General features: G+C 73.5%; 12 protein-coding genes. 6 read left to right on the forward strand and 6 right to left on the reverse strand.

Translation table 11 applies throughout. The annotated features are described in order from the left end of the window. Positions 1–3: 3 nt before the first annotated feature. Together bagB and bagA are read right to left on the reverse strand one after the other, a co-directional pair. Entirely contained in the window at positions 4–1,176 is a 1,173-nt protein-coding gene (gene bagB, locus ABD743_RS07320; RefSeq protein ID WP_344720107.1) for an ATPase BagB, read from the reverse strand. After that, on the reverse strand, positions 1,173–2,201 hold the full coding sequence (gene bagA / locus ABD743_RS07325; protein WP_344720109.1) for an ATPase BagA: 1,029 nt from the start codon (positions 2,199–2,201) through the stop codon (positions 1,173–1,175). Before bagA ends, bagB begins: the two co-directional genes overlap by 4 nt. A gap of 73 nt (positions 2,202–2,274) precedes the next feature. On the opposite strand from bagA, the gene sp36 reads away from it, so the two are divergent. From sp36 to ABD743_RS07345, 4 genes are all read left to right on the forward strand, one after another. Further along, the gene (gene sp36, locus ABD743_RS07330) at positions 2,275–2,454 is read left to right on the forward strand and encodes a Sp36 family protein (protein WP_241036712.1); all 180 of its coding nucleotides are present in this window, start codon (positions 2,275–2,277) and stop codon (positions 2,452–2,454) included. 4 nt (positions 2,455–2,458) lie between these two features. Then, complete coding sequence (locus ABD743_RS07335) at positions 2,459–2,923, forward strand: RidA family protein (protein WP_344720111.1); 465 nt, start codon at positions 2,459–2,461, stop codon at positions 2,921–2,923. After that, entirely contained in the window at positions 2,920–3,507 is a 588-nt protein-coding gene (locus ABD743_RS07340) for a hypothetical protein (RefSeq protein WP_344720113.1), read from the forward strand. Before ABD743_RS07335 ends, ABD743_RS07340 begins: the two co-directional genes overlap by 4 nt. A 93-nt stretch (positions 3,508–3,600) precedes the next feature. After that, entirely contained in the window at positions 3,601–6,987 is a 3,387-nt protein-coding gene (locus ABD743_RS07345; protein ID WP_344720114.1) for a hypothetical protein, read from the forward strand. A 9-nt stretch (positions 6,988–6,996) separates the two neighbouring features. Here the strand turns inward: ABD743_RS07345 and ABD743_RS07350 are convergent, their stop codons facing one another. Then, on the reverse strand, positions 6,997–7,896 hold the full coding sequence (locus ABD743_RS07350; RefSeq protein WP_379659001.1) for a Gfo/Idh/MocA family protein: 900 nt from the start codon (positions 7,894–7,896) through the stop codon (positions 6,997–6,999). A gap of 29 nt (positions 7,897–7,925) precedes the next feature. Between ABD743_RS07350 and ABD743_RS07355 the strand changes: the two genes are divergently transcribed. Next, the gene (locus ABD743_RS07355; protein WP_344720118.1) at positions 7,926–8,735 is read left to right on the forward strand and encodes an NUDIX hydrolase; all 810 of its coding nucleotides are present in this window, start codon (positions 7,926–7,928) and stop codon (positions 8,733–8,735) included. Next, positions 8,732–9,523 carry an MBL fold metallo-hydrolase gene (locus ABD743_RS07360; protein ID WP_344720120.1) on the forward strand — a complete coding sequence of 264 codons (792 nt, stop codon included), beginning with the start codon at positions 8,732–8,734 and terminating at the stop codon, positions 9,521–9,523. Before ABD743_RS07355 ends, ABD743_RS07360 begins: the two co-directional genes overlap by 4 nt. Positions 9,524–9,531: 8 nt before the next feature. Here ABD743_RS07360 and ABD743_RS07365 read toward each other — a convergent pair whose 3' ends face one another. The 3 genes from ABD743_RS07365 to ABD743_RS07375 all read right to left on the reverse strand — a co-directional run bounded on the left by ABD743_RS07365 (position 9,532) and on the right by ABD743_RS07375 (position 12,025). Further along, a complete protein-coding gene (locus ABD743_RS07365; RefSeq protein WP_344720122.1) occupies positions 9,532–10,812 on the reverse strand; it encodes an MFS transporter in 1,281 nt (426 codons plus the stop codon). Positions 10,813–10,917: 105 nt separating this feature from the next. Further along, positions 10,918–11,592 carry a Crp/Fnr family transcriptional regulator gene (locus ABD743_RS07370; RefSeq protein ID WP_241036704.1) on the reverse strand — a complete coding sequence of 225 codons (675 nt, stop codon included), beginning with the start codon at positions 11,590–11,592 and terminating at the stop codon, positions 10,918–10,920. Between the two features lie 181 nt (positions 11,593–11,773). Beyond that, positions 11,774–12,025 (reverse strand): hypothetical protein, encoded by a 252-nt coding sequence (locus tag ABD743_RS07375; protein ID WP_241036703.1) that lies wholly within the window; start codon positions 12,023–12,025, stop codon positions 11,774–11,776. Between the last annotated feature and the right edge of the window lie 125 nt (positions 12,026–12,150).

The raw sequence follows: 12,150 nt of genomic DNA on the forward strand, positions 1-12,150 counted from the left end.
CGGCTACCGGGCCGAGCGCAGCCGTCGCGCAGAGGCGGCGGCTGCCGGCTCCCGGTCGCCCGCGGCAAGGCGTGCGCCGATCTCACGCAGCCCGTCGAGGTCGGACACGTCTCCCGCCACCACCGGCACCTTGGTGACGGCCACGGCCGGGTGGGCGCTGGTGAAGCGGGAGAGCAGCCGGTCCTCCCGCTCGGCGAGGTCCACCCGGTCGGCGTGCAGCCGGAGCACCGCGGCAGCCAGCGGCGCGCCGCGCAGGCCCTCGGCCACGGCACGTGCCTTCGTCGCCGACAGCTGGGCCAGCACCGGGTGGGTGCGGTTGAGCACCAGGCCGCCGAGCGGCATGTCGTCGGCGGAGAGCCGGTCCACGAAGTAGGCGGCCTCGCGCAGTGCGTCGGGTTCCGGCGCAGCCACCACCAGGAACGCGGTGCCGGGCGAGCGCAGCAGCGCGTAGGTGGCCGTGGCGCGCTCGCGGAACCCGCCGAACATCGTGTCGAACGCCTGCACGAACGCCGAGGCGTCGGCCAGCAGTTGGCCGCCCAGGATCGTGGAGACCGCCTTGGCGAACAGCGTGAAGCCTGCCCCGACGATCTTGCGTAGGCCTCGGCCTCCGGCGCGGGCCGGGGCCGAGAGCAGCCGGATCATCCGGCCGTCGAGGAAGTTCGACATGCGCTGGGGCGCGTCCAGGAAGTCCAGCGCGGAGCGGGACGGCGGGGTGTCCACCACGATGAGGTCCCACTCACCGGTGGCCGCGAGCTGGCCCAGCTTCTCCATCGCCATGTACTCCTGCGTGCCGGAGAAGGACGAGGAGATGGTCTGGTAGAAGGGATTCTCGATGATCGACTCTGCGCGTCCCGGCTCGGCGTGCGCGTAGACCATCTCGTCGAAGGTCCGGCGCATGTCGAGCATCATCGCGTGCAGCTCGCCCGGACCGTCCACACCGGCCACGCGGTGCGGCTCGTTGTCGAGGGCCTCCAGGCCGAGCGCCTGCGCCAGCCGCCGGGCCGGGTCGATCGTGAGCACCACCGTGCGCCTGCCGCGCTGCGCGGCCCGCAGCGCCAGCGCCGCCGACGTGGTGGTCTTGCCGACGCCGCCGGAGCCGCAGCAGACGATCACGCGGGTGTCGCGGTCGTCGAGCAGCGCGTCGATCTCCAACGGATCAGGAACACGCGGGCTCATGAGGTGGCCCCGCTCAGCGCAGGCACCGACACGCCCTGCTCGACGAGCGTCTCCGCCAGCTCGTAGATCGAGCCCAGGTCGACGCCCTCCACGAGCTGCGGTAGCTCGAGCCGCGGCAGCGGTGGCCCCTCGTCCAGCCGCGCGAGGGCGAGGCCCTCCGAGTGCACCCGTACCGCGTGGTCGACGGTCTCCGCGACCAGCCCGTCGATCACGTCCGCGGGAAGGTCGAGCCCGGCCGTCGACAAGCCGGCGCGGATGCGCTCGGCGTCGACGCGCCCGTTCGCTGCAGCGGCGACCGAACGGTCCGGCAGCCACTGCGGCCGTACCCGGTTGACGATCAACGCTCCCGTCGGGAAACCGGCAGCGGACAGCTCGTCGACGGTCTCGAGCGTCTCGGTCACCGGCAGGTCCTCCAGAAGCGTCACCAGGTGGACCGCGGTCAGGTCCGAGTGCAGCACCTTCACCACACCCGCGGCCTGGCTGTGGATCGGCCCGCTCTTCGCCAGGTCGGCCATCGCCTTGGTGACGTCGAGGAAGCTCACCACCCGGCCCGTGGGCGGGGCGTCGAGCACCACCGCGTCGTACGCCGGCCTGCCGTCGGGCCCGCGGCGGTTCACGCACTCCTTGGCCTTGCCCGTGAGCAGCACGTCGCGCAAGCCGGGAGCCAGCGTGGTGGCGAACTCGATGGCACCCATGCGGCGCAGCGTGCGCCCTGCCATTCCCAGCCGGTAGAACAGCTCGAAGTACTCCAGCAACGCCGCCTCGGCGTCCACCGCGAGCGCCCTGACCTCCCCGCCGCCGGGCGCCACCGCGATCTTGCGCTCCTCGTAGGGCAGCGGGGGCGTGTCGAACAGCTGGGCGATGCCTTGGCGCCCCTCCACTTCGATGAGCAGTGTGCGCCGGCCACCGCTCGCCAACGCCAGCGCCAGCGCGGCTGCCACCGTGGTCTTGCCCGTGCCTCCCTTCCCGGAGACGACGTGCAGGCGGGCCGCCGACAGCGCAGCGGGCCAGTGGGAAGACGTCACGTCTGTCAGGTTACGGAGCCTGCGTCCGCCCGGCCGCTCGAACGGGATGAGGCGCTGGCTACAGTGACCATTCATGAGCAGCCCAGGGTCCTCGGTCACGACATGGGAATACCTCACCGCTCCGGTGCTGATCCACAGCACGCAGGCGATCCTCAACAACTTCGGCCGGGACGGCTGGGAGCTGGTGGCCGTCACCACCGGCGCCAGTCCCGAGCAGCTCGTCGCCTGGTTCAAGCGACCGGTGAGGGGCTGACGGCATGGCGACCACCAGCGATCGTCTGCGCGAGCTCGACATCGCGCTCCCGTCCGTCGCAGCTCCGGCCGGGTCCTACATCCCGGCACGCCGCTCGGGCTCACTGGTGTTCACCTCCGGCCAGGTGCCTTTCGTCGACGGCAAGCCGGCGGGCACGGGCAAGGTCGGCGCGGAGATCGACCCCGAGGAGGCCTACCGCCTCGCCCGGATCTGCGCGCTCAACGCCCTCGCGGCGGTGGACGCCCTGGTGGGGATCGACGCCGTCACCGGGGTGGTGAAGGTCGTCGGGTTCGTGGCCTCCGCTCCCGGGTTCACCGGGCAGCCGGGCGTCATCAACGGGGCGTCCGACGTGCTCGGCGAGATCTTCGGCGAGGCGGGCAGGCATGCACGGTCGGCCGTGGGCGTGGCCGAGCTGCCGCTCGGTGTTCCGGTCGAGGTGGAGCTGGTCGTCGAGGTGTCAGGGCCGTGAGCGCGGCCGACCAGGCGTGCCACGATCTCCTGGTCCGGCTGGCCGGGAGGCTGCCAGACGACCTGCTGTGGCGGATGCGCGACTGGCTCGCCGACAGCGGCCGGTCCGCATTGAGTGCCACCCTCCCGCGAGAGCTACTACGCCACCGTGTGGGCCTCACCGATGACGAGCGCGACATGCTCGGTGCCGCCGCCGGTGAGTGGGGCGCGTCGCGCCGCTTGCTCGACGCCGTGCTTCCCGCCCACGCCCCCGACGATCTCGTCGCCGCCTTCGAGGCTCCCGACGGGCCGGACCAGGCCGCGCTGAGCGTGCTCGCCGTGGTCCGCGGCCACCCCGGCTGCGTGGAGCTGCGCCACGCGTGGCGCACCGGCGGTCGCGCCAGGCAGCGTGTCGTCATCGTGTCCGGCGGCGAACGGCCGTGGGTTCTCACCGGAACCCTTCAGCGCGTGCTGCGGGCACAGGGCGACCGCACACCGTGTGTGGAGGTACTCCCGCCGCACGGAGAGCCACCGGCATACCACCAGGCCGCCATCATTGGGTCGGCGTCGCTCTGGCACTGCCCGTCCGCGCTCGTGGGGGCGTGACCAACCGGCGCGTGACGGGCGGGGACTGACACTCGGCGGTGCCAGGGCGTCGCATGGCAGTCGGCTCGGACCGGCGTACGGGAGGGAGGCCGAGTGGAGCACGAGACGTCACCGGAGACGACGCACGACCTGCTGCTGTCGTTGGCCGGCCGGGTGGACGACGACCTGTTGGCCTGGGCACGTGAGCTGGTCGCCGTGGGCGAGGACGCCCACGCCGTCGAGATCCTGACCGCGAGCCTGGTGGCCGCAGGCGCCGTTCTCCCCCAGCCGGTGCGCTCCGCACTCGTCGCCGCTGCCCGCTCCGCCCGCACCGACCTCGACCCCGATGCCACGCTTCCCCCGGCACGCCCCGAGGAGAGCTCGGAGCACCGGTTCGAGCCCGGTCCGTCCGACGACGTCGTGGCCGCGGCCCTGCTGGCCGTGCCCGCCCGGCAGCTGCAGGGCTGCCGGGTGCTCGTAGCCCGTCGCCTGACACCCGCCGGTTCCGCTCCTGGTCCCCTGCCGCATCCGGTGGTGCTCGTGGAGGCGCAGCCCGGAGCACGGGCCACCGACGTGCTGGCGTACCAGCTCGCCGTCATCCTCGATCGGGCCGGCGTTCCCGCCTCGGTGGAGGTCCTCATCGCGGGCGTGCCCCTGCCCGCGTACCACGCCGCCGCCCTGCGCCGCGCCCGTCCGATCCGATGGGACGACGAGAACGAGCGCGCCGCGGAGCTTCCCGGTTGGCTCTCCGAGCGTCCTGCGCCCACCCCTGGTGCGCCTGTGTCCCCCGAAGCGCGTCAGGCCCGGCACCCGCTGGCACCCCCGCAGGCCGACGTCGCAGGCCTCCTGGGCACCCCGCCCCGAGCCGGCGTCTCCGACCCGCGGCCGGCCGCTCCTGCCGACCCACGCCAATCAGCGCCTGCCGGCCCGCTTCCGCACCGCAGGCCCGCGGCGGCGGCCGAGTCCGGGTCATCGGAGGCAGGCACCGATTCGCTGCCGGCCGTCCAGCCCCGCGGCGCCGACGACCCCGCCGCGCGAGCCGGAGCCGTCGAGCCGGCAGCACGCCCCGCACCGGGCGACGGCGCAGCGTGGCTCGGAGGCGCCGACACCAGAACACGCCCAGCAGCCAAGCCGAAGACACCGCCCGCACCGGGCGAAGGTGCGGCGTGGCTCGGAGGCGCCAGCACCAGAGCACGCTCAGTAACCGGCGAAATCGCAGCATGGCTGGGAGGCGCCGACACCGCGGCGCGCCCCGCGCCCCGCAACCCGACAGCACGACCTCGCACCGACGGGGCCGCTGGACGGGCAGGCGTCGGCGACACCGGAGCACGCCGCGAGGCCGGCGATCCCGCAGGGCGGCCCGCACCAGGCGACAACCCCGCGCGACCCGCCGACGGTGACACCGCAGCACGGCTCCGAGCAGTGGACCCCGGGGCGCGGCCGGCAGACCTTCCGCGACGTGACGGCACCCGCGGCGGCCCGTCGTGGCTCGAAGCGCGTGAGCCCGCAGGGCGACCCGTGGCAGGCGATCCCGCAGCACGGCGCGGAACCGACCACATGACCGGCACCGGCGACACCGGAGCGTGGCCGGGCACCCGTGGCCACACCGGTGCCCCGGGCAACGGCTCCTCGCCCGCCGCCAACGGCACCGGCGACACCGCGGCACGTCTCGACGCCCGCGGCGACCAGGCCGCACAGCCCGCAGCCGGTGAGCCACCGACCGGCACCGCTGACACCGCACCACGCATGGGCGCCCACGACCCCACCACGCGGCCGGGAAAGGGCGACCCCGCAGGCGGCGACAGAGACGCCGCACCACGACCCGACGCTCGCGGCCGCATGGCCGGCGCAGGGGACACCGCAGCACGACTCGAGGCCCTCCTGGAACGGTCGATAGCCGAGGGACGGCCTGGTCCCCGCAAGCAGACGCCACCGCCCGGCGCCGACGAGCGCACCGGCCCTGGCGACACCGCAGCACGACCGGCCACTCGCGACCACACGGCGCAGCCACCGGCGGGCGATCGAGCGATCAGCACCGGCGACGTCGAGACACGGCCCGGGGCCGGCGATCAGCCGGCGCAGCCCGAAGTCGACGACCGCGCAGGCGACTCCGCCGACACCGCAGCACGACCCGCGGCAGCCGACGGCACAGGCGACGACGCCACACCGCCGCCCGCACCCGGTGACCAGACAACCCACGACCACGCGCCCGGTGGGAGCGACACCGCTGCGTGGCTCGGCACCCGTAGCGACACCGAGCAGCCCGGAGCGGACGATCGCGCAGGTGGCGCGGGGGACGGCGCGGCACGGCTCGGAGAGCGTCCTACCGACGCCGGCGACACCGCAGCACGACTCGGGGCCGAGGACGCCGGAGCACACCCGGAACCGGGTGGCACGGGGGCACGACAACCGGCGGAGCAGAACCCGCTGTTCAGCGACCCGCAGGAGGAGGACCTTCCGCCGTCCGACTCGCTCCCGATCCGGGGAGACCGGCCACCGCGGCCAACGCCTGCACCACAACCCCCGCGTCCCACCGTCACCCCGATCAACCGCCCTCCCGCGCCTGCACCGGGCCCGTTGCCCCGCCGCGGCGAGAGCGTCCCGCCCGCCGGCACGCAGGGCCCTGTCAACGGGCAGGCGGGTGGACCGCCCGCGGAGGAGCACCGCACCGAGCTGCCGCAGCGGGTCGCCGACGCAGCGGAACCGCCCCGCCCATCGCCTCAGGACCCGCGGGACGACGACATCTTCCGCTCGCTCGGTCAGACACCCGCCTTCGACGCGCTGAACGATCCGCTGAGCGGGCCGCTTCGTGAGCCGCTGCTGGAGCCCCTGCTCGACCCCACGATCGGTGAGGACCACCCGCGCGGTGCTGCGGGCAAGACGCCGACGCCGGGCGACGACGACCGTGAGCCGGCTCGCGGCGACGACGAGTGGTCCTCCGAGTGGCTGTCGGGATCGTGGGCGATGGCGCCGTCGGCACTGGCAGACAAACCGCCCCGGCGCCCCGACGCGCCGGAGCCGACGTCCGAGGACGTGCCCGAACGGCGCGTCGGCCCCCCTCGGCCGGGCCAAGCAGCCGCCCGTTACGACGACGAGCTGCCATCGCGCGAGCCGAGACCGGCACCCCGGCGTCCCGCCCGGCACCGGTACGCCGACGAACAGATCGGCGAGGGCACGGGCATCGCGGAGCCTCCCGCCGAGCCGAGCGAGCCGGAACCCGCACCCCGGCCGGAGCCGTCCGTTCAGGCCGCTCCGGCACCCACGCCGCTGCCCGACGCTGCTAGTGCCGAACTCGGGCTGCGGCCGGAGTCGTTGGCGCGGCTCAGCGACTCCGATCGCGATCTGCTCGCCCGGCTCCAGGCCGAGCTCCAGGGCGGCACCAGGCCGCGGGTCATCCGCCGGGCCGGCATCGCCAACGGATCGGCACCGGGCGGGTCGAACGGCAACGGCTCCGGCGGCAACGGCAACCCCCGGAGGGATCCGCCCGACCTGGCAGGCTGACGCCGCCCGTCATCCGGCGGCGGCGCGCACCTGCTCGATGAGCTCCTGCAGCCGCAGGCCCCTCTCGACGCCCAGTGCCGGCGCCGGCCCCGTTCCGGCGACGGCAGCCACGAGTTCGTCGAGCAGCGCCGCGTAACAGGTGGACGCATCGGCGGTGCGGCCGGCGAGCCGGTGGGACGCGCCCGGACCGAACACCGCGAACTCGGTCTCCGTCGGATCGATGGGCAGTCGCATCGACATCGTCACGGTGCTGTGGGCCCCGCCCTCGTGCACGAGGCCGTACCGCCACAGGTCGGGCTCGTCGTGGTGCGCCCAGTCGATCGACGCGACCGGGCCCACGGCGGCTTCGAGGAGATCGATCACGTGCGGGCTCAGGTCGAGCAGCGCGCCGTGCTCCATACGCCAGGACGATGCGGAGTACGGGCCGCCGAGCAGCGCTCCTGAGAGCCAGCGCGCCGAGGCCACCGTGTCCGGGCCCGCTGGGGCAGACGGCATGCCCGCGAGCCACTCGCGCACCGCGGGAGAATGCCGGAGCGTCAGCACCATCGAGGAGTGGACACCCGCTCGCTGCACGGCGCTCACCACCGCTCGCGCATCCTCGACCGATCCGGCGAGCGGCTTCTCACAGATCATGTGCCTGCCCGCCGCGGCGGCCCGGACGGCCAGCTCGCCCTGCACCTGCGGCGGGACGGCGAAGGCGACCACGTCGACGTCGTCGAGGAGGTCGTCGAGCCGGTCGCACGCACGGCCCCCGAACTCGGCAGCGAGCTCGTCAGCCACCTCCGGCCTGCGGGTCCAGACCGCCGTGATCTCCGTGGAGGGGTGTGCCGCGAGTCCGGGCCCGTGCACGTTGCGGGCCCACGGGCCACCACCGACAAGACCCACTCGCAGCTGATCCACACCACACATCCTGCCCGGCCGCGGGTTACTGTCCGTTCATGCCCTCTGAGCCCGTCGTCCCGAGGCCTGCGGCAACCGTGCTGCTCGTGCGTGACGCCCCCGCCGCTCCGCCCGGGCGCACCCCGCTACAGGTCTTCCTGCAACGGCGGGTGCCCGAGATGGCCTTCGCCAGCAGCATGACGGTCTTCCCCGGCGGGGGTGTCGCCGCAGCGGACCGCGCCGTGCTGCCGTCGTGGGCCGGACCGGATCCGAGCTGGTGGGCCGAGCGGCTCAGCTGTGACGCCGAGCTTGCAGGGGCTTTCGTGCAGGCCGCGGTGCGGGAGACCTTCGAGGAGTGCGGCGTGCTGCTGGCCGCGCCCGAGCTACCCGCAGACGTGGAGCGCTACCGGGCCGACCTGGTCGCCCGGCAGCGGACGCTCGCCGAGATGCTCACCGAGACCGGCCTCGTGCTGCGCGCCGACCTGCTCCGTCCGTGGGCGCGCTGGGTCACTCCCCCCGCGGTGCCGCGCCGGTACGACACGGTGTTCTTCGTGGCGCTCGTCCCGGAGGGCCAGGAGGCCGACGCCCACACCACCGAGGCCGTCGAGGCCACGTGGTGGCACCCGGCCGAGGCGCTGGAGCACTGGCAACGCGGCGAGATCGAGCTGATGGCCCCCACGGTCCGCACGCTGCAGGAGATCGCCGAGCACCCCGACAGTGCATCGGTCCTCGCGGCCGCCGACGAGCGCGTGGTGCAGCCGGTGACCCCGGTGGTGCGCCCCGATGGTGAGAAGGTCGTCGTCGTACTGCCGGGCGACCCCGACTTCGAGATCGACATCGAACGCATCGCTCCCGGAGGGAGCGCATGAGCCACCCGGCGTACGGCGAGCTGCGGCCCGTCACCGCGCTGGCGTCGGTGCTGCTGGCGGAGAACCCCTCGCCGATGACGTTGGAGGGCACGAACACGTGGGTGCTGCGGGCTCCTGACGTGGAGGAGTGTCTGGTCGTCGACCCTGGTGAGGAGGATGAGGAGCATCTGCGCCGGGTCGCCGCGCACGGTCCGGTGGCACTCGTCCTGCTCACGCACCGCCACCCCGACCACGCCGCAGGAGCACGCCGCTTCGCCGAGCTCACCGGAGCGCCGGTACGGGCCCTCGACCCCTCGCTCGTGCTGGAGTCGGAGGCTCTCGGGGACGGCGACGTGGTGGCAGGCGCCGGAGTCGAGCTGCGCGTGGTCGGCACGCCGGGCCACACGTCGGACTCCCTCTCGTTCCTGCTCCACGGTCCCTCTGCAGGACCCGCCGTGCTCACGGGCGACACGATCCTGGGCCGTGGCACCACCGTGATCGCGCACCCCGACGGGGCCCTGGGTCCGTACCTGGATTCGCTCCGGCTGCTGAGTGAGCTGCCCGCCGGCACCACGGTGCTGCCCGGGCACGGACCGGAACTCCCGGACGCCCCGGCCGCGGCTGCGGCCTATCTGGCCCACCGCGAACAGCGGCTCGACCAGGTCCGCACCGCACTCGGGAAGCTCGGCCCCGACGCGTCGGCACGACAGGTGGTGGAGGTGGTCTACACCGACGTGGACAGGACGCTCTGGCCGGCGGCGGAGTTGTCGGTGCGGGCGCAGCTGGACTACCTGCGCGCGGAGCGCTGAGGACGCCGTCAGGCGACCACGGGGACCGCAGCGGGCGTGGTGGCGAGCGTGCCCCGGCGCAGCCACAGCACCACGGCCAGCACCGCGCCTGCCACGCCACCGGCCAGGAACGCCGCAGGAGGGCCCGCTTCCTCCACCACGATGCCTGCCACCGACTGCCCGGCCGCGATCCCGATCGTCGCAGCGGTGATCACCCAGCCGAACGCCTCCGTCGCCGTCTCAGCCGGCGCCGCGACGTCGACGGCCATCGAGTGGGCGGTGACCTGCGGGGTGATCACAGCTCCGGCCAGGAGCATCGCCACCACGAGCACGGCCAGCGACCCCGTCGGCCCGGTCAGCGCCATGGCGGCGACGAACACCGCGAAGACGCCCAGCAGCACCGGCATCCGCAGGTGCAACGGGCGCGGCCACGGCCGTAGCCCGTAGAGCACGCCGGCAAGCACCGACATGACCGACCATGCCGACAGCAGCACGCCACCCATCGCGGCCGAGCCGGCCGCGGCCGTGACCGCAGGCACGCCGACCTCGACCGTGCCGACGACGAGCCCGAACCCGAGCGACGCGAGCGCCACCGTGCGCATCCCCGGCTCCGCCAGGGCGCCGAGCAGCCCCGGCGACGGGGCTCCGACAGCGGGTGAACCGCCGTGCGCCGCTCTGGCCGACCGGGCGCGCACAGCGGGGGTGAGTGCGAAACCGACGGTGCCCACAACCATGGCCGCGGCCGCCACCGCCAAGCCGGTGCCTGGCCACGGCGCGGCCACGAGGAACGCGGCGATTGCGGGACCGAGGATGAAGAAGACCTCGAGGCTGATCGCCTCGTATCCGTAAGCGGTGGAGCGCAGAGGGCCAGGCGGCACGAGGTCGGCCCACAGCGCCCTGGAGGCTCCCGGTAGGGCGGGCTGCACGAGCCCGGCGACCACCGCGAGCGCCACGAGCACCGGTAGTGGCTGATCGGCCTCGACCGCGGCAGCCAGAGCGGCGACCGCCAGCCCGAACAGCACCGCGGCCAGGATCAACGGCCTCGTCGCCCCGCGCCGGTCCATGAAGCGGCCCTGCAGGACCGCGCCCGTCCCCTCGCCGACCAGCACGCCCGCCGAGACGAGACCGGCAGCCGCGAACGAGCCGGTTGCGCGCTGCACGTAGAGCAGCGTGGCCAGGCCGATCATCGCGATCGGCAGACGGCCGACCACGGAGGCGAGCACGGGGCCCGGGGCGCCGGGGGACGTCAGGACGACGCGGTAGTCGGAGAGCGATGCGGACGATGAGGACACGCCAGAAGCGTGACACATTTTGGTACGTGCGTACCAGTTCTTTACCGCAGTGCCGATTGGCGACTTACCAGGCGTCAGGTCCCGGTCAGGTCGAGCAGAGCCGAACCGACGGAGGCCGGTGCGCTACCTGGCCCGACGAGCGAGCCGCTCGGGCTCGAGAATCAGCACGCTCTTGCCCTCGAGCCGCAGCCAGCCCCGGTGGGCGAAGTCGGCCAGCGCCTTGTTCACCGTCTCGCGGCTCGCGCCGACGAGCTGCGCGATCTCTTCCTGGGTGAGGTCGTGGGTGACCCTCAACAGGCCCGACTCCTGCGACCCGAACTGCCGCGCCAGCTGCAGCAACGACTTCGCCACCCGGCCAGGCACGTCCGTGAAGATCAGGTCGGCGAGCATGTTGTTGGTGCGCCGCAACCGCCGGGCGAGCACCCGGAGCAGCTGCTCGGCGATCTCGGGTCGCTTCCCGATCCACTCCCGCAACGCCGCGCGGTCCATCGTGTACGTCCGAACCTCGGTGACCGCGGTGGCCGACGATGTACGCGGCCCCGGGTCGAAGATCGAGAGTTCGCCGAACATGTCGGACGGCCCGGCCACCATCAACAGGTTCTCGCGACCGTCCGGAGACTTCCGTCCGATCTTCACCTTGCCGCTGCCGACGATGTAAAGCCGATCTCCCGGCTCACCTTCCGCGAAGATGACATGTCCACGCGGAAACTCCGCCGGCTCCAGCGCTTGAGCCAGAGCGTCAGCCGCGTGGGGCTCCACTCCCTGGAAGATCCCCGCGCGGATCAGAACCTCGTCCACTGCACCGCCCCTCGTTCCGGCCGCTCAGCCGCGGCGGACCACTGGCGCGCCAGTCTAGGGGGTGTGCGTTTGGTGCGTGCCGCCGCGACCGCTCTCCAGTGGCCACCATGGGGCGATTTCATCACGTATAAGCCCAGTTCAGTGCGGTTCGACCGGTCTTGAGGGCTCCCCCGGAGCCCGGTCATGCCGCCTTGCTGCGCTTGGGTGGGCGGGGCCCCCGGCCGCGCCGGTTGCGTAGCCGGAACAGCTCGAGCGCACGGCCCGTGCCCTGCCTGAAAAGGGCCCGAACCTCGTCCGGGCGCGGTCGTTCGAGGAGCTCTTCGAGCTCCTCCGGGCGCAGAGTGGCCTCACGCAGCTTCGACTCCACACGCTCCATCCCGAGCGCGAAGAACATCACCAGCAGCGGCACGAGGACTGACAACCAGGCAGTCATGACGACGCTGATGTTCCCGCACGAGTGATGACGACCGTCGGGCAGGGGGTGAGCACGTCGGCGTGTCGATATCGTCTCGTAACATTCGCCAGTCACGGTCCGTGATGACCGCTGACCGACCAGCA

It is taken from the genome of Pseudonocardia yunnanensis (genome assembly GCF_039534065.1).
Taxonomy (GTDB): Bacteria; Actinomycetota; Actinomycetes; order Mycobacteriales; family Pseudonocardiaceae; genus Pseudonocardia; species Pseudonocardia yunnanensis.